The sequence below is a fragment of the Mycobacterium adipatum genome (assembly GCF_001644575.1).
Classification (GTDB): Bacteria; Actinomycetota; Actinomycetes; order Mycobacteriales; family Mycobacteriaceae; genus Mycobacterium; species Mycobacterium adipatum.
This window is the reverse complement of the sequence record NZ_CP015596.1, coordinates 513,372-530,022: the sequence shown is the minus strand read 5'-3', so window position 1 is coordinate 530,022 and position 16,651 is coordinate 513,372. Positions and strand designations below refer to the sequence as shown.

The 16,651-nt window shown below is 69.4% G+C and carries 15 protein-coding genes; 6 read left to right on the top strand and 9 right to left on the bottom strand.

All coding sequences use genetic code 11. From position 1 onward, the window contains the following. The first annotated feature begins 3 nt into the window (after positions 1-3). Complete coding sequence (locus tag A7U43_RS02395; RefSeq protein WP_067990636.1) at positions 4-1,428, top strand: MinD/ParA family ATP-binding protein; 1,425 nt, start codon at positions 4-6, stop codon at positions 1,426-1,428. After that, on the top strand, positions 1,425-2,963 hold the full coding sequence (gene eccD / locus A7U43_RS02390; RefSeq protein ID WP_067990631.1) for a type VII secretion integral membrane protein EccD: 1,539 nt from the start codon (positions 1,425-1,427) through the stop codon (positions 2,961-2,963). The genes A7U43_RS02395 and eccD overlap by 4 nt, the downstream gene beginning before the upstream one ends. Here the strand turns inward: eccD and A7U43_RS02385 are convergent. The 8 genes from A7U43_RS02385 to A7U43_RS02350 all read right to left on the bottom strand — a co-directional run bounded on the left by A7U43_RS02385 (position 2,960) and on the right by A7U43_RS02350 (position 11,831). Then, a complete protein-coding gene (locus A7U43_RS02385) occupies positions 2,960-3,277 on the bottom strand; it encodes a YbaB/EbfC family nucleoid-associated protein (RefSeq protein ID WP_068001724.1) in 318 nt (105 codons plus the stop codon). The genes eccD and A7U43_RS02385 overlap by 4 nt on opposite strands. Positions 3,278-3,294: 17 nt before the next feature. After that, complete coding sequence (locus A7U43_RS30575) at positions 3,295-4,863, bottom strand: PPE domain-containing protein (RefSeq protein WP_067990628.1); 1,569 nt, start codon at positions 4,861-4,863, stop codon at positions 3,295-3,297. Continuing rightward, a complete protein-coding gene (gene eccE / locus A7U43_RS02375; protein WP_067990625.1) occupies positions 4,860-6,263 on the bottom strand; it encodes a type VII secretion protein EccE in 1,404 nt (467 codons plus the stop codon). Before eccE ends, A7U43_RS30575 begins: the two co-directional genes overlap by 4 nt. Then, positions 6,260-7,606: a type VII secretion-associated serine protease mycosin gene (mycP, locus tag A7U43_RS02370; protein ID WP_067990622.1), complete on the bottom strand. Its 1,347-nt coding sequence runs from the start codon at positions 7,604-7,606 to the stop codon at positions 6,260-6,262. The genes eccE and mycP overlap by 4 nt, the downstream gene beginning before the upstream one ends. A gap of 184 nt (positions 7,607-7,790) precedes the next feature. Beyond that, positions 7,791-8,048 (bottom strand): HPr family phosphocarrier protein, encoded by a 258-nt coding sequence (locus A7U43_RS02365; protein WP_067990614.1) that lies wholly within the window; start codon positions 8,046-8,048, stop codon positions 7,791-7,793. Between the two features lie 50 nt (positions 8,049-8,098). Further along, on the bottom strand, positions 8,099-10,060 hold the full coding sequence (locus A7U43_RS02360; RefSeq protein WP_067990608.1) for a PTS fructose transporter subunit IIABC: 1,962 nt from the start codon (positions 10,058-10,060) through the stop codon (positions 8,099-8,101). Between the two features lie 17 nt (positions 10,061-10,077). After that, positions 10,078-11,055 (bottom strand): 1-phosphofructokinase, encoded by a 978-nt coding sequence (pfkB, locus tag A7U43_RS02355; protein ID WP_067990605.1) that lies wholly within the window; start codon positions 11,053-11,055, stop codon positions 10,078-10,080. Beyond that, complete coding sequence (locus A7U43_RS02350; RefSeq protein ID WP_067990602.1) at positions 11,052-11,831, bottom strand: DeoR/GlpR family DNA-binding transcription regulator; 780 nt, start codon at positions 11,829-11,831, stop codon at positions 11,052-11,054. The genes pfkB and A7U43_RS02350 overlap by 4 nt, the downstream gene beginning before the upstream one ends. A 99-nt stretch (positions 11,832-11,930) precedes the next feature. On the opposite strand from A7U43_RS02350, the gene A7U43_RS02345 reads away from it, so the two are divergent. After that, positions 11,931-13,625 carry a phosphoenolpyruvate--protein phosphotransferase gene (locus A7U43_RS02345; RefSeq protein WP_231963499.1) on the top strand — a complete coding sequence of 565 codons (1,695 nt, stop codon included), beginning with the start codon at positions 11,931-11,933 and terminating at the stop codon, positions 13,623-13,625. Here the strand turns inward: A7U43_RS02345 and A7U43_RS29565 are convergent. Next, positions 13,622-13,789, bottom strand: a complete 168-nt coding sequence (locus tag A7U43_RS29565) for a DUF6131 family protein (protein WP_197500113.1) — start codon at positions 13,787-13,789, stop codon at positions 13,622-13,624. The genes A7U43_RS02345 and A7U43_RS29565 overlap by 4 nt on opposite strands. Before the next feature lie 129 nt (positions 13,790-13,918). Here A7U43_RS29565 and A7U43_RS02340 point away from each other — a divergent pair, with 129 nt between their 5' ends. From A7U43_RS02340 to A7U43_RS02330, 3 genes are all read left to right on the top strand, one after another. Continuing rightward, the gene (locus A7U43_RS02340) at positions 13,919-14,890 is read left to right on the top strand and encodes a pirin family protein (RefSeq protein WP_067990599.1); all 972 of its coding nucleotides are present in this window, start codon (positions 13,919-13,921) and stop codon (positions 14,888-14,890) included. Between the two features lie 95 nt (positions 14,891-14,985). Then, on the top strand, positions 14,986-15,621 hold the full coding sequence (locus A7U43_RS02335; RefSeq protein WP_067990596.1) for a TetR/AcrR family transcriptional regulator: 636 nt from the start codon (positions 14,986-14,988) through the stop codon (positions 15,619-15,621). A gap of 53 nt (positions 15,622-15,674) precedes the next feature. After that, positions 15,675-16,616 carry an SAM-dependent methyltransferase gene (locus tag A7U43_RS02330; RefSeq protein ID WP_067990593.1) on the top strand — a complete coding sequence of 314 codons (942 nt, stop codon included), beginning with the start codon at positions 15,675-15,677 and terminating at the stop codon, positions 16,614-16,616. Positions 16,617-16,651 lie beyond the last annotated feature (35 nt).

Below are 16,651 nucleotides of genomic sequence, written 5' to 3'. Positions count from 1 at the left end.
GCCATGTCGGCCGACTATGACCGGCTCTTCCATTCCTCCGGTGCCGCCGACGCGGCCGACGAGGATGCCGCCGCGCACCGCGAAAGCGGTGTGTCGCCCGCGGGCGCCACCCCGATGCCGGTCAGTGCACCCGGTTCGGGCGCAGGCGGAGCGGGTTTCGCCGCAGAGCACGCCGCCCCGCCCATGCCGATCGCGCCGACGCAGAGCTCGACGGCACCGCCGCCGCGCGCGAGCGAGATCACCAGCCAGATCCCGGCGGCCACGTCGACCGGCCCGCAGCGGGTCCAGAACGGGATGTTGCGTACCCCGCAGACGAATCCGGCCGCCGGTGCCCGCTTCGAGCAGCAGTACGCCGCACCCGCGCCGCAGCCGCGCTCGGCCCCGGCGCCGGCTCCCAGCCAGCACTTCCAGGAGGTGCCCGAGGCTGCCTGGCCCCAGGCGGCCGCGCCGGTCGTGGCCGGGCAGCCCGCTCCGACGTCGGCGGCGACCATCGGCAACCACCGGGCCATCGACGCGTTGTCACATGTCGGTGTGCGCTCCGCGGTGAAGATGCCCTCGCAGCGCGGCTGGCGGCACTGGCTCTACCTGTTGACCCGGATCAACATGGGACCGTCACCGGACGAGATCTACGAGATGGATCTGCAGGCCCGGGTTCGCAGAAACGCCAGGGACTCCTACCAGATCGGCGTGTTCGGCCTGAAGGGCGGCGTCGGCAAGACCGCTGTCACGGTGGCGCTCGGCTCGGCGTTGAGCCGGGTCCGCGGGGACCGGATCCTGGCCATCGACGCCGATCCGGACGGCGGAAACCTCGCCGACCGTGCCGGCAGGCAGTCCGCGGCCACCGTGTCGGACCTGTTGTCGGACAAGGAACTGTCGCGATACAACGATATCCGTGCCTACACCAGCATGAATGCGGCGAACCTCGAAGTGCTGTCCTCCGAGGAGTACAGCGCCGCCCGGCGCGAATTCAACGATGACGACTGGAAGGCCGCCGTCGGGGTGGTGTCGCGGTACTACAACCTGGTGCTGGCCGACTGCGGCGCGGGTCTGTTCACCCCGTCCTCGCGTGGGGTGCTGTCCACGGTGTCGGGAATGGTCATCGTGGCGAGCGCCTCCATCGACGGGGCGCGTCAAGCCGCGGTGACGATGGACTGGTTGCGCCAGAACGGCTATCAGGATCTTCTCGGCCGCTCCTGCGTGGTGATCAACCATGTCACCCCGGGCAAGACCAACATCGACGTCGAGGACCTCGTGCAGCAGTTCGAGCGTCACGTCGCCCCCGGGCGCGTGGTGGTGCTGCCGTGGGACAAGCACATCGCCGCGGGCACCGAGATCCAGTTGGACCTGCTGAGCAAGACCTTCCAACGGCGCATCCTGGAGTTGGCGGCCTCGTTGTCCGACGACTTCGACCGCCTCGAACGCCGTTGACCGCCGCCGCTCCGCCGCAGGGGTCCTCGGGGCCCTCCGCGGTCACCCCGGGCCGGCCATCGACCACCCGGGTCACCATCCTGACCGGGCGCCGGATGACCGACCTGGTGTTGCCGGCGTCCGCGCCGATCGATACCTATATCGACGAGACGGTGTCGGTGCTGGCGGAATTGCTCGATGAGGCACCCGCGGATGTGTTGGCAGGCTTCGACTTCAAGGCACAGGGAGTCTGGGCGTTCGCCCGCCCGGGCGCACCGCCGCTGAAGGCCAGCGAATCACTGGATGACGCGGGAGTCGTCGATGGTGCGCTGTTGACCCTGGTCTCGGTGAGCCGTACCGAGCGATACCGGCCGCTGGTGGAAGATGTCATCGACGCCATCGCGGTGCTCGACGAGTCCCCGGAATTCGACCGGACCGCGCTGAACAGGTTCGTCGGACTGGCCATCCCGACGGTATCGACCATCGGCACCGTCACCGCCATGGTGGCCTGGGCCCAATCCGGCCGGTCGTGGTGGTGGGCGGTCGCGCTCGCGGTACTGGGCCTGGGACTGCTGGGTGCCGCGATGCTGTCCCAGAACCGCTACCAGAATCTCGACCTCGCCGAGAGCCTCACCCTCGCAGCGCTGCCGCCGCTGGCCGCGGCCGCGGCCCTGGCGGTACCGCTGCCACGGGAAGCCGACGGACTCGGCGCCCCGCAACTGGCCGCGGCGGCCGCTCTGACGTTGTTGTTCACCCTGTCCACCCGAGGGGGACCACGAAAACGGGCCAGCGTGGCGTCGTTCTCCGCGGTACTCATGATCGCCATCACCGCGGCGGCCGTGGCCTACGGGTACGGCGGTCAGGAATGGGTGCCGGCCGGTGCCATCGCCTTCGGTCTGATCGTGGTGACCAACGCCGCCAAACTCACCGTCGCGGTCGCACGCATCGCCCTTCCTCCGATACCGGCGCCCGGCGAAGCGGTCACCAACGACGAACTGCTGGACCCGATCTCGCGGCCCGATATCGCCGACGAGGAATCCCCCACCTGGCAGGCGATCATCGCGTCGGTGCCGGACTCGGCCGCGAGGTTGACCGAGCGCAGCCGGCTGTCCAAACAACTGCTGATCGGCTTCCTGACGGCGGGCGCCGTGGTGCTGGCAACCGGTGCCGTCACCGTCGTGGTCGAGGGGCACTTCTTCGTCCACAGCATGATCGTGGCCGCGCTGGTGACGGTGATCTGCGGATTCCGGTCCCGGCTGTACGCCGAACGGTGGTGCGCCTGGGCGTTGATGGCCGTGTCCGTCGCCGTCCCGACCGGGGTGGCGGTGCGGTTGTGTCAGTGGTATCCGGACCGCGCCTGGTTGGTGCTGGCCCTCTACCTGCTGATTGCCGTCGTCACCTTGATCACCGTCGCCGGCACCGATAACGTCAACCGGCTTTCACCGGTCACCAAACGGATCTTCGAACTCCTCGACGGCGCATCGATCGCCGCGGTGATCCCGCTGTTGCTGTGGATCGCCGGGGTCTACGACCTGCTGCGCAACCTGCGCTTCTAGGGCGCCATCCGGGTGATCTCGGCGACCGCCTCGTTGAGCCGATCCTGATCGGCGGCAATCGATTCCGCGGCCTCGGCGGTTGCGTTGAGCAGGGCTTCGTTCAGGCGTTGCTCCACCGTGCCGGCACCCAGGCGCAGGGTGCCGTCGGCGATGAATACGTCGACCACATGGTGGTGCCCGTTCAGGGTGACTTCGACGGTCTCGGATTCGTCTGCCGCGGTGAATGACTCACTGGCCATTTTGTGCAGCTGCCGGTCCATCAACTCCTGAAGGCGACCGGCCTGACGCAGCACCGCCGCAACCTCCGGATGCATCTGAGTGCCCTCGGTGCTCACTTGGACTCCTTGTCCTGCACGTCCTTACGTCGGCGATTGCCGACCACAGGCTCGGTGTAGGCGCGCTCCTCGACATACAGCTCCTCGTCCGGAGCAAACCGTGGGTCGCGGCGCTTCTCCTTGCCCTGCTGGCCACCCCCGTGGCCCATGCCGCCCATGCCGCCGGCCATACCGCCCATGCCGGCGCCCATGGCCGACGCCGGGATGGCACCGGAGCCGCCGCCGCGCGCGCCGCCGACGGGGCCGGGTGCGACCGTTTCGGCCCCGACGTTCGGCTGCAACGGCAGTGACGGGGCGCCACCGCCACCCGCCCCCGCTCCCCCACCCGAGCCTGCGCCGGCGCCGGCCGGTGAGACCCCGGGATCGTCCGACGACGGGTCGGGCAGACCGGCTTCGGGCAGACCCTCGCCACCGGGCAGACCGCCGGGCAGACCGCCCCCCGGGAGACCGCCCCCGCCGCCGGATTTGCCGGCACCAGAGGGCGATCCGCCGCCGGCCGGCGCACCCGCGCCCGAGGGTGAGCCGCCCGAGGAGGGTGACCCCGACCCGGTGGGCTGACCGGTCTGCGCGGCGGCGGGCGATACCGAGGGCTGCTGGGCCGCGGTCCGCGGCCCCGAACCGCCCCCCGTACCACCGCCGCCGGTCGGATTCCCGGGACCGGGCGGGGGCGGCTGATCCCGGGACGTCGTCTTCTTGTTCTTGCCCCTGTCCCAGCCGGTCTGTAGCGCTTTGCGGATGGGCGGGGTCGGCGGTGTGACCGGAGTGACGACCGAGGTCGCGGCGTAGTCGGCCAGCACTTCTTCGGAGCGGGCCTGCAGCTTCTGGTACTCCGCGAGCAGCAGCGCCATCCGCGTTGCGTCGGTGGTCGTGGCGAGCTGCGCGGTGATCGCCTGGACCTCGGCGACGGTGGGATGTGACGCGGCCGCCCACCGGTGCACCCGGGCGAGCTCTTTGGCGTGATCGGACATCTTCACCGCGGCCCGGGCCATTTCCTGCAGCCAGTCCTTGTGGCGCCGCAGCGCCGTGCCCGCAACCTCGGCGGCGGACCCGTCCCAGTCGACCGCGTCGAGGTCGAACTCCTCGGCTCGGGCGGCCAACTGGGCCGCATAACCGGCCCAGTCGGCTGCGAAGCTGTCCAGCGTCGCGGCCTGGTCGGGTTGCGCGATCTGTTCCGCGGCAACCTCGACAGCCAGGTAGCCAGGAGGAGCCGGGCATGCCGCGACGGGCATCTGCGGCTCGGGCATCGGGACGTCCATCTTCGGCACCGGGACCTCGGCGACTTCGGCGACGGTGCCATCGATCGCCGCGGCGCCGGCCTGATCGGTGGCCTCATAGGTGGCCGCCGCGGCCCTCAACGCCCCCGACAGCAGGGTCGCTTCCTGCTGGCCGGCGGCGATGAAGGATTTCATCCCCTCACCCTCGGCGCTGATCTGGCCGACGGCGACACTCGCGAGCGCCAGACCGCAAGGCGCCTGCGGCTGCCCGGGCGTGGCCGGCAGCGGAACGTCCAGCGCGGCGGCCTTGCCACGCAGATCGGCGGGATCGACGTTCAGCGGCGCTGTCATGACACCCCCTCCAAGGCCATCTGGTACCGGCTCTCCTCGCGGGGATTGATCAACCGGATGGGTAGCTGGCTGTGCCGCGGGGTCTCGATGAAGTTGCTGCGCAGCACAACTAGGCCGATGCCGGGGTGCGGTCCGAGGTACGTCGTCGAATTGGGCCAGGCCACCTTGGCCACCGGCCCGATCCGCCCGTTGACGAATCCGGCGAATTCGCGGAATTGCGGGCCCAGGGTCACCACGCCCCCCGCGGCCGCCGAGCGGATCACGAACTGGGTGAACAGCCGGGCATCGCCGAGGTTGATGCTGACGTCGACATCGTCGAACGGCAGGTACACCGGGTAGCGGTCCGCCGTCTCACCGATCAGGACCCCGGCCGAGCCGATGGGCAGCTCGTAATGGCGGTCCGAGACCGGGCTCTCGCCGAGCAGTGCCGCGCGCTGGCCACCGAACAGGCAGGAGAACCCGCGCGGTGTCGTGGGGTTGGCCAGTGTGGTCAGCAGCACCGTGGTGGTGGGGGGCCGGCCGGGGCGGATCCGCACCCGGGTGAGGGTGTGATCGGCGCGTGCCGACCACCACATGTCGGGCCCGCCCGGGGCCACGTACGCGGCGGTGAAGGTGCTGCGGCCTTTGATCGACGACCAGGACTCCCGTTCGAAACTGATCTCGGTGGCGCGGTCAAAACTGTCGAAGCTGCGGCTGCAGCGTGCGTCGACGCCGTTGCTGGCCAACTGATCCGCAAGCCGGGTCGCCGAGGCCACGAGATAGCGGGCCAGGCCGGACACCCCGGTGTCACGACGTTGGGCGGGTCGCCGGGTCGCCTCGGGGTCGGCCCGCAGCACGATCCAGGTGCGCCGGTTCGCCGGCGCCGGGTACGGCCCGACGACCTGTTCGTAGAGCGCGACCAGGCCGGCCGGTGCCGTCTTGCCGACCCGGTAGCCCGCAGACACCACGTCGGCTTCAAGCTCCGGGCAGTGCGCCGTGATCAGGTGCTCGACCATCCGGGTGTCGACGACGTCGTCGGTGAACGCCTCCCCGTCGACCAGGACGGTGGGGGTGAACGGTCGCGGTATGAGTTCGATGAGGGCGATCAGGAAATCGTCCTGCCAGCGGACCGCAACGTGGTCACCCGGCAACACGGTGGCACCGACGGCTGGTGCCGAGGGCGGGGCAGGTGGTGTGGTGTGCCGGCGGCGCCAGGCGAACAGCGCCGCGATCCAGCCGGTGAACCGGCGGCCGCGCACGGTGAGCGTGGTGGCGATCGCGAGCAGCACGGCCAGCGTGATGCCCAGCCACAGCAGGTCCAGCGCCGCGAAGACCGCTATGGCGGCCGGGATGAGGACCGCCGCCCACAGCAGGTGCCCGGTGGTGAACCGGAATCCGAACTGGCCGAGGAACTCCTTCATCGGCGCCTCATGGCCCGCCTGGTGAGTGCGCCGATCCCCAGCACCAGCGCCAGCCCGGCACCGGTCAGCACGACCATGGTGATCGGGCCGCGATCGGGCGGCTCGACGACGACCGGCGGCGGCAGCTGCTTGACGCGGTAGGGCGCCACCGGCGGACCGTCGGGCACATCCCAGGTGAGGGCCGCCACCGGGTCCACGACGCCGGCCCCGACATAGTTGTCCACCCCGCCGCCGGGATGCCGGGCGGTGGCGGTGATCCGGTTCATGATCTGGGCGGCCGTCAGATCGGGGAAGCGCTGTTTGAGCAGCGCGGCCAGCCCAGACACGTAGGCGGCGGCGAAGGACGTCCCGGCGATCGGGATCGGTCCGTCGGCGCCGTTGAGGGCGTTCACCGGATTGCCGTCGTAGCCGAGCGCGGTGATGTTCTCGGCGGGTGCGGCCGCGTCGACCCAGGGTCCGGACATCGAGAAGGTACTGGGCTGGCCGGTCTGCCCGATTCCCCCGACGGTGAGCACCAGCGGTGAGTACCAGGCGGGTGACACGATCGTCTGCACCTGCTTCCAGCCGCGGGGATCGCTGGGCACGTCGGCCTCCGGCGGCGGGTTCTGCGCGCAGTCCTGGCCCGTGTTGCCGGCGGCGACGATGACGATGGCGCCCTTGATGTTGACGGCGAAGTTGATGGCCGCCCCGACGGTGGCCTCGTCGATCGGGCGGGTCGCCTTGTAGCAGGCGGCTTCACTGATGTTGATGACCTGGGCGCCGAGATTTGCGGCATGCACGATCGAACGGGCGAGGCTGCGCAACGAACCCGCGGTCTGGGTGGTGTTCGGATCATTCGGGTCGCTGCGTGCACCGACCGGCTGGAAGTTGTCCGACGTCTGGCGCAGCGACAGAATCCGCGCTTCGGGAGCCACACCGACGAACGCGTCGGTGGGCGCCGGCCGGCCGGCGATGATCGCAGCGGTCAGGGTGCCGTGGGCGTCGCAGTCCGACATCCCGTTGCCGGCCTTGTCCACGAAGTCGCCGCCGGGCTCCGCGGGAACCCGGGGCGATCCGTTGACGCCGGTGTCGATGACCGCCACGGTCACCCCGGCACCGGTCGCGAACTTCTGCGCATCGGCGATGCGCAGGTACTCGTTGGCCCAGGGCTTGTCGGTGAAGTTCGAGTCCGGGAAGACGATCGGCGCCGAGCATTGGCGTCGCTGCTCGGTGGGCTGGTCCGGGCCGGTCTCGTCGGGCGGAACGGCGGCCGCGTCGATGACGGGCGGTTCGATGGCAACGGCCGGCGGCGCCGTCAGCAGGACGAGCCCCAAAGCGGCCAGCAGCGCACCGATGCGTCGCACGGTTGTTCACTCCCCCTTGCAATCCCCGGATGCGGATCGTGCAGACACAACCCGCAGCAAAGCGGAGGCCGCCTCGCGGCGGCGCATCCAGTCACGACAGCCTAAATGCGGTCCTTCTTCCCAGCTTTGCCAGAGTCATTTTACGGGCGGGGTGATGGGGTCCGTTCCGCTTTCTCGGGGGTGCTCAGGCGTCGAGATCCTTGGTCACCAGGTCGGCGATGGTGGCCAGTGCAGATGCGTCCTCGGAACTCACCGTCACCTGCGCACCGTGCCCGGCGCCCAGCGTCATGATCATCAGCGCCGAGCCGGCATCCACGGGTTCGCCACCATCGAGGGCAAGAGTGACCTCGACACCGGCGTTGACCACGGCCTCGGCGATGATTGCGGCGGGCCGGGCGTGCAGGCCGATGGACGATCCGACGGTGACGGTCTTCTCGGGCATTGTGTTCTCCTTGGTTGTTCGGTGTTTACCGGTGTACTGGGTGATCTGGGTCAGGCGGAAACGGCTTGGCGGGGCTTGGCGAACTGCTTGGCGGCGACGACGGCGAGCGCGGCGGCGACCATGCCTGCGACGATAGAGATCACGAAGCCCAACCGGTTGTCGATTGCGAAGAGCACGAAGATTCCGCCATGCGGGGCACGTGACCCGGCGTTGAACGCCATGCACAGCGCGCCGGTGATGGCGCCGCCGAACATCATCGACGGGATGACCCGCAGCGGGTCGGCGGCGGCGAACGGGATGGCTCCCTCGGATATGAACGACGCTCCGAGAAGCCAAGCGGCGCGGCCATTTTCCTTCTCCGGCTCACTGAACAGCCGGGGCCGGATGGTCGTCGCCAGTGCCATGGCCAGCGGCGGCACCATGCCGGCGGCCATCACGGCGGCCATGATCTCGAAGGACGCGGTGGTGTTGGCGGCGAGTCCGGCAGTGGCGAACGCGTAGGCAGCCTTGTTGACCGGGCCGCCGAGGTCGAAGCACATCATCAGGCCGAGGATGACGCCCAGCAGGATGGCCGAGGTGCCGGTGAGACTGTTGAGCCAATCGGTCAGGCTGGTGTTGACCCAGGCCAGCGGCCGGCCGATCAGCAAGAACATGATGAGCCCGACGGCCAGCGAGGCCACCAGCGGCACGATCACCACCGGCATCAGACCACGCAGCCACTGTGGAACCTTGATGCCGCTGATCCACAGCGCCGCGAAACCGGCGATCACACCGCCGGCGATACCGCCCAGGAAGCCGCCGCCGACGAGCACGGCGAGCGCTCCGGCGGTGAATCCGGGCGCCAGTCCGGGCCGGTCCGCGATCGCGAAGGATATATAGCCGGCCAGCGCGGGAACCAGGAAGCTGAACGCCAGCCCTCCGAGGGTGAACAGGATCGCACCGAGGTACTGGGCGAAACCGCCTGCGGGCAGGTTGGTCAGCGAGTTGTTGAGCGCGATGTCCTGGCCGTTGTCGGCGATCTCGTACCCGGCGAACAGGAAGCCGAGTGCGATCAGCAGACCGCCGGCCGCGACGAACGGGATCATGTAGCTCACGCCGGTGAGCAGGATCTGCCGGGTCCGGGTGCCCCAGCCGACGTTGGAGGATCCCTCGGTCGCACCGTCGGGCGGCGCGCTGCCCTCCACCCGGGCAGCCCGCGGATTATCCGCGGCGGCAATGGCTTCGGCGATCATCGTGTCGGGCTCGTTGATCGCGCGTTTGACTCCGGAGGCGATCACCGGCTTGCCGGCGAACCGGCCGCGGTCCTTCACACCGACGTCGGTGGCGAAGATGACGGCGTCGGCGGCGGCGATGGTCGAGCCGGGCAGTGGGGTGCTGCCCGAGGAGCCCTGCGTTTCCACCACGAAGTCGACGCCGGCGCGTTCGGCGGCCAGTTTCAGTGCGTCGGCGGCCATGTAGGTGTGCGCGATCCCGGTGGGGCATGCGGTGATCGCGACGATGCTCTTGCGGGCGGTCGGTGCGGCGGTGCTCGCCGGCGGTGCGGGGGCGGGTGCGGGGTTCACCACACCTTCGACCAGGGCGACCAGTTCACCGGCCGTGCCCGCCGATCGCAGCGATTCGACGAAGTCCTTGCGGACCAGTGCGCGGGCCAGACTGGAGAGCAGCTTCATGTGGTCGGCGCCGCCGGAATCCGGTGCGGCAATGAGGAACACCAGATCCGCGGGACCGTCCGGTGCGCCGAAGTCGACCTTCGGGGACAGGCGTGCGAATCCGATGGTCGGGGTGTCGACGTACGGGGACCGGCAGTGCGGGATCGCGATGCCACCCGGTAGGCCGGTGGCGGACTGGTCTTCGCGGGCCATCGCGGCGGCGATCAGGCCGTCGGGTTCGGCGGTGCGGCCGGCGCCGACGAGCAGCCCGGCGATGCGGGCGATGACGGATTGTTTGTCGGCGCCGGCATCGGCGTCGAGCAGGACCAGGTCGGTGGTGATCACCGGGGGTGAGCTGGACATGGAGTGACCTTCTGTTCTCAGGTGTCGGATCGTGACAGTGAAATGGCTTTCACCGGAACGGCTTCTAGATCGATGAGTTCGGGGCCGGGCAGTGCGGAACCCGGCAGGGAGGCGGCTGCGCTGCCGTAGGCGACGGCCATCCGTAGCCTGTCGGGGGCGCTCGCCCCGGCCAGGGCCGCCCGCACGTAGCCGGCGAGCGCGGAATCGCCGGCACCCACCGTGCTGCGCGGGGTGATCGGCGGCGAGCCGGCCAGCCAACTGCCGGACGGTTCGACGAGCACCGCGCCGGCCGCACCGAGAGTGACCAGGATGGTGCGGGCGCCGCGCTCGACGAGTTGCCGGGCCGCGGTGATCACCGGCATGGGATCACCTGCGGCGGCGGCCCCTTCGAGTTCGGGACCCGACGCACCGGTCAGCCCGGCAAGCTCCTCGGCGTTGGGCTTGATGAGATCGGGGGCCGCCCGGCCGAACGAGGCGGCCAACGCCGACAGCGGCGCATCCGAGGTGTCGACCGCAACGCGGCAGTTGCGGCCGGCCAACTCGGCGACCACGTCGGCGTACCAGCTCGCCGGTACGCCCGGCGGCAACGACCCGGACATCACGATCCACTCCGCGCGCTGGGCGGCTTCGATCACGGTTCGGGTCAGCGCGTTGAGGGCTTCGGCGTCCAGGGACGCGCCGGGTTCGTTGAGTTTTGTTGTGGTGCCGTCACGCTCGGTGATGGCCACGTTGGTTCGGACCGCTCCGCGGACGGGCACGGTGGCATAGGGAACCCCGCAGGCCCGCAGCGCGGACAGCATCGGGTCGGCCTCGGCCGCGGGCAGCACCGCCAGTGCATCCAGGCCCGCGAGGCCGAGGGCACGGGCGACGTTGACGCCCTTGCCGCCGGGCTCGTCGGTCACCGAACTGACCCGGTGCACCGCTCCGCGGACCAGGGCGCCGGGCAGTGTGATGGTGCGATCGATGCTGGGATTCGGGGTGACCGTGACGATCATGCGGATGCTCCTGCGCAGGTGACTTCGATTCCGAGAGCGGCGAGTTCCTCGCGTGCGGGATCGGTGATCTCGGTATCGGTGATGAGTGCGTCGACGCTGGAGATCGGCGCAAAGCTGTGGAGTTCTTCCCTGCCGATCTTCGACGAATCAGCAACGACGACGACGTAATTCGCGCATCTGACCATGGCGCGCTTGATCGCGGCCTCCTCGCCGTCGGGGGTGGACAGGCCGTGGCGCGTGGTGATGCCATTGGTGCCGATGAAGGCGATGTCCACCCGCAGCTGTTCGAGGGTCTGCAGGGCCTGCTCACCGACGGTGGCCTGGGTCAGCCCGCGGACCCGCCCGCCGAGCAGGTGCAGAGCCACCGACTGCATCGCCGACAGGCGGGCGGCGACCGGGACCGAGTTGGTGATGACCACCAACTCGCGGTCGGTGGGGATGAGCGCGGCGACCCGGCTGGTGGTGGTGCCGGCGTCCAGCAGCACGCTGGACCCCGCGACCGGGAATACGTCGGTGGCGGCCGCGGCGATGGCGTCCTTGTGGGCGGCACGGGTCGCGTCGCGTTCGCCGACGTCCTGCTCGACCAGGTGCAGGGCCCGCGCGGGCACGGCTCCGCCGTGCACCCGGCGCAGCAGGCCGGCCTTGTGCAGAACGGCCAGGTCGCGGCGCACCGTTTCGGTCGTCACCTCATATGCCTGGGCCAGCTCGGCGACCGAGGCGCGGCCCTGCTGCATCACCAGAGCGGCGATGGCGTGCTGGCGTTCCTCGGCGTACATCGGTCTCCGTTCGCGCATTTCACCGGGTCGAATGTTGATATATGTGGTTTTACGCTTGAATCTGTTGACTTGTCAATGCTTTCTTGTAATCTGAATCACATGAGCACACCTTTCGTGACGGAGACGCAGGTTCTGACCGGAGTCCCGGTGGTCGCCGGTGTCGCGTACGCCCCGGTCATCCGGCCGGGGGCGCGGCCCAGCGTCCCCCCTACCGAGGCCGCCGAGATCGAGGAGGCCGCCCGCCCGGCCGAAGTCACCCGGATGAAGGCGGCCGCTGCCGCGGTGGCCGAGCGGTTACGCGACCGCGCGGGACACGCCACCGGCGTCGCCTCGGAGGTGCTCGCCACCACCGCGGCACTGGCTCAAGACCGCGCCTGGCTCGGCGATGCCGAGAAGCGGATCACCGCGGGCACCCCCGCCGAGCAGGCCGTCGGAGGGGCGATCGCCAAGATCGCCGACGCGCTGGCCAAGGCCGGCGACCTGATGGCCGAACGGGTGACCGATCTGCGTGACGTCCGCGACCGTGTGCTCGCGCAACTTGCCGGGCTGCCCGAGCCCGGTGTGCCGGTGCCGGATGTGCCCTCGGTGCTGTGCGCCGAGGATCTGGCGCCCGCGGATACGGCCGGTCTGGATCCGGCCCTGGTGGTGGCGTTGGCGACCACCCTGGGCGGCCCGACGAGCCACACCGCGATCATCGCCCGTCAACTGGGCATCCCGTGCGTGGTGGCGGTGGAGGGGCTGGATGCCGTTGCGGCGGGTGTGCCGGTGATGGTCGACGGCTCCCTCGGCACGGTGACGGTGTCGCCGGACGCGGGCGAGGCACAGCGCGCGGTCGCCAGGGCGCGTGAGGATGCCGAGCGCATCGCGCTGTGGACGGGTCCCGGTGCCACCGTCGACGGGCATCGGGTCGCGGTGCTGGCCAACGTCCAGGACGGGGCGGCGGCCCGATCGGCGAGCCAGACACCCGCCGAGGGTGTGGGTCTGTTCCGCACCGAACTGTGTTTCCTCAATCGCGACACCGAACCCTCGGTTCGAGAACAGGCGGAGATCTATGCGGAGGTGCTGACCGCGTTCGAGGGGCGCAAGGTCGTCATCCGCACCCTGGACGCGGGATCGGACAAGCCGCTGAAGTTCGCCGGGCATCCGGACGAGGCCAACCCGGCACTGGGGGTGCGCGGGGTGCGGATTTCGTTCGGCAATCCGGGACTGCTGACCCGCCAGCTCGAATCGATCGCGTCCGCGGCACAGGCCACCGGCAGTGATCCGTGGGTGATGGCGCCCATGATCGCCACCCCGGACGAGGCGAAAAACTTTGCCGCGGAGGCGCGTTCATTTGGGCTGACGCCCGGTGTGATGATCGAGATCCCGGCGGCGGCACTGTTGGCCAACCATATCCTGGAGCACGTCGACTTCCTGTCGATCGGCACCAATGACCTGGCCCAGTACACGATGGCCGCCGACCGGATGTCCGCGGAACTGGCCACCCTCACCGATCCCTGGCAGCCCGGCGTGCTGGCGCTGGTGGAACTGGCCGCGCGTGCCGGCGCGGCGGTGGGTAAACCGGTGGGTGTGTGCGGGGAGGCGGCCGCGGACCCGCTGCTGGCGTGCGTGCTGGTGGGCATGGGCGTGACATCGTTGTCGGCGGCCGCCACCGCCGTCCCCGGAGTGGGTGCCGCACTGGCCGAAGTGACACTGGACCGTTGCCGCGCCGCCGCGGCGGCGGTCGTACAGACGGCAAGTGCCGCAGACGCGAGATCCGCGGCACTTGCCGTCTTGGGTGCAAAGACCGGCTAGAACCAGACTTTTCGACCACCGACCGGACGGCCGACGGCGCCGAGGATCCACAGCACGACTCCGACCACGACGAGAATCGCGCCGATCGTGTAGAGGATCGACAAACTGGTGAAGTAACCGATCAGCAGAAGCACGATGCCGAGCACAATCATGGCGGTTCCCATCTTTTGGTGGTGCGGACAGTTGTTGTCGCAACGCTGAATTGCCAAAAACGTCAAAATCCAAACCTGGCGGCGGGATCGGGGGGCGGACCGGCACGGAATTAATCGGACCACGGTCCGGTTGAATCGGTCATGCCTGCCATCACCGCCGACACACTCACCCTCCCTCGCATCGCTGCGGCCGCGCCGGGCGACGTCGAACGCGCCGTGCGGTCCGTGACCACCGGCCCGCGCGGATACGAAGGCGAGGGGTTCCCCGTGATACGCGCCTTCGCCGGGGTCAGTGCCGCCGAGCTGGACCCCTTCGTGCACATGGACCAGATGGGCGAGATCGAATACCAGCCGGGTGAACCGCGCGGTACCGACTGGCACCCGCATCGCGGTTTCGAGACGGTCACCTACATGATCGACGGACGGTTCGCGCATCAGGACTCGCACGGCGGCGGCGGTCTGATCACCGACGGAGCCACCCAGTGGATGACCGCGGGGTCCGGCATCCTGCACATCGAGACGCCGCCGGCCGAATTGGTCGAGAGCGGCGGACTGTTCCACGGCGTCCAGCTCTGGGTCAACCTGCCGCGCAAGGACAAATTCGCTTCTCCGCGTTACCAATCCATCGAGGGAACTGCGGTCGAGCTGTTGGCCTCCGAGGATGGCGGCGCGCTGGTGCGCGTGATCGCCGGCAGCGTCGGAGAGCACGCCGGACCGGGCCAGACGCACACCCCGATCGCCTTGGCGCACGCCACCGTCCAGCCCGGCGCGCGGCTGAACCTGCCGTGGAACCGCCAGTTCAATGCCCTGGTCTACGTACTCTCGGGCCGGGGAACCGTGGGGCCCGCGGGGCAGCCGATCCAGCACGGCCAACTGGCGGTGCTCGGACGCGGTGACCGGATCAGCGTCGCTGCCGATGCCACCCAGGATGGCAACCGCCCGGCGCTGGAGGTGCTGCTGCTCGGCGGTCAACCGATCCGGGAGCCGGTGGTGCAGTACGGGCCGTTTGTCATGAACTCCAAATCGGAGGTCCTGCAGGCGTTGGAGGACTTCAACGCCGGCCGGTTCGGGTCGCTGCCGCCGAACGCTCTCACCCCACACCGGGCTCACTGAGAGGCCGCCTGTCAGTTTGCTGAAGGCGCTTCGCTGCGTCCGCGCGCAATCATCTGGCGGCCGTGGGGCGGGTGATCTGTGGCACAATTTTGACTGTGCCGCATATAGCCAGCAGAGGTCCGGGTCGTCCGCCTGCCGCCAAGGCAGCGGAGACCCGCGAACGCATCCTGCAGGCTGCGCGCGAGGTGTTCAGCGAACTCGGTTATGACGCAGCAACATTCCAGGCCATCGCGGTTCGGTCCGACCTGACCCGTCCGGCGATCAACCACTACTTCCCGAGCAAGCACGTGCTCTACCGGGAAGTGGTCGAGCACACCAATGCCGTGGTCGTGCGGGCCGGCGTCGAGAAGGCCAGGTCTGAGCCCACTCTGCTGAAGAGGCTGTCGGCGTTCTACTCGGTCGCCATGCAGGCGGACAGCCCGGACCGGTCGATTGCGGCGTTCCTGGTGACCTCGGTGCTGGAGGCCCAGCGGCATCCCGAGCTCAGCCAGGACACCCACGACCCGCTCGCGAATTCGCGGGCCTTCGTGCAGTGGGCCGTCACCGATGCTGTTACCCAAGGTGAGCTAACCACCGATGCCGATGTTGCGAGCCTGGTGGAGATGCTGGTCTCGGTGATGTGGGGGATGGGGTTCTACGCCGGCTACGTCGGGTCACATGACGAAACGGCGGCCGTGGTGCGGCAGCTGGAACTCTTGTTGGCAAACAAGCTGTGGTCGTTGCCGTCGTAACTGTGCCCCATCGTCGCCGGATAGCTGGTCTAACTAACCGGTAGCATTTGGGGATGAGCTCACTGCGCACCCACGATGACACCTGGGACATCGCCTCCAGCGTCGGCACCACCGCCGTGATGGTCGCCGCGGCCCGCGCCGCAGAGACGGCCGGCGCGGACCCGTTGATCAGCGATCCCTATGCCCGGATGCTCGTCGAGGGTGCCGGCGGGGGCGTCTGGGGTCTGATGATGGACGAAGACTGGGTGGCCCGCGCGGTGGACATCGACGCCGAGGGTGCGGCCCTTTTCGCGCACATGGGCAATTACCAGGCCGTGCGCACCCGCTTTTTCGACGATTTCTTCGCCGCCGCGGGTGCCGCCGGCATCCGCCAGGTGGTGATCCTGGCGTCCGGGCTGGATTCGCGTGCTTATCGATTGGACTGGCCGTCCGGCACCACCGTCTACGAGATCGACCAGCCGAAGGTGTTGGAGTACAAGTCGTCGGTGCTGACCGAGCACGGTGTGCGGCCGAGTGCGGCCCGCCGGGAGGTGGCCGTCGACCTTCGACACGATTGGCCGAAAGCGCTGCGCGAAAACGGATTTGACGCCACGGTGCGTACCGCCTGGCTGGCCGAGGGTCTCCTGATGTATCTGCCCGCCGAGGCTCAGGATCGGCTCTTCGCCCAGATCACCGAGCTCAGCGCGCCGGGCAGCCGGATCGCGGTGGAGACGGCACCGACGCAGGCCGAGGAGCGCCGCCGGGAGATGAAGGAGCGGTTCGAGCGCATCAAGGAGAAGTTCGGCATCACCGACAGCCTCGACGTCGGCGAACTGATGTACAACGACCCCGACCGCGCCGACGTGGCCGACTGGCTCGCCGGCAATGGTTGGGACAGCGCTGCGGTGAAAGCCGCCGCGGAGATGCGCCGGCTGGACCGCTGGGCGCTCCCCGATGGTCCCGACGCACCCGCCGACGATGCCTTCTCCTTCTTTGTGACCGCCACCAGACGCTGAGCGCGATTTCGCCCGGGAGGAATCCGGGGCTTATG

What these genes read in the sequence shown, in the direction of transcription:
- A7U43_RS02360 (WP_067990608.1), bottom strand. Translation starts at nt 10,060, where the DNA reads ATGTCCAGCTCACCCCCGGTGATCACCACCGACCTGGTCCTGCTCGAC.
- A7U43_RS30575 (WP_067990628.1), bottom strand. Translation starts at nt 4,863, where the DNA reads ATGACAGCGCCGCTGAACGTCGATCCCGCCGATCTGCGTGGCAAGGCC.
- A7U43_RS29565 (WP_197500113.1), bottom strand. Translation starts at nt 13,789, where the DNA reads ATGGGAACCGCCATGATTGTGCTCGGCATCGTGCTTCTGCTGATCGGT.
- eccE (WP_067990625.1), bottom strand. Translation starts at nt 6,263, where the DNA reads ATGAAGGAGTTCCTCGGCCAGTTCGGATTCCGGTTCACCACCGGGCAC.
- A7U43_RS02340 (WP_067990599.1), top strand. Translation starts at nt 13,919, where the DNA reads ATGCCTGCCATCACCGCCGACACACTCACCCTCCCTCGCATCGCTGCG.
- A7U43_RS02330 (WP_067990593.1), top strand. Translation starts at nt 15,675, where the DNA reads ATGAGCTCACTGCGCACCCACGATGACACCTGGGACATCGCCTCCAGC.
- A7U43_RS02345 (WP_231963499.1), top strand. Translation starts at nt 11,931, where the DNA reads ATGAGCACACCTTTCGTGACGGAGACGCAGGTTCTGACCGGAGTCCCG.
- A7U43_RS02395 (WP_067990636.1), top strand. Translation starts at nt 4, where the DNA reads ATGTCGGCCGACTATGACCGGCTCTTCCATTCCTCCGGTGCCGCCGAC.
- pfkB (WP_067990605.1), bottom strand. Translation starts at nt 11,055, where the DNA reads ATGATCGTCACGGTCACCCCGAATCCCAGCATCGATCGCACCATCACA.
- A7U43_RS02385 (WP_068001724.1), bottom strand. Translation starts at nt 3,277, where the DNA reads ATGCATCCGGAGGTTGCGGCGGTGCTGCGTCAGGCCGGTCGCCTTCAG.
- A7U43_RS02350 (WP_067990602.1), bottom strand. Translation starts at nt 11,831, where the DNA reads ATGTACGCCGAGGAACGCCAGCACGCCATCGCCGCTCTGGTGATGCAG.
- A7U43_RS02365 (WP_067990614.1), bottom strand. Translation starts at nt 8,048, where the DNA reads ATGCCCGAGAAGACCGTCACCGTCGGATCGTCCATCGGCCTGCACGCC.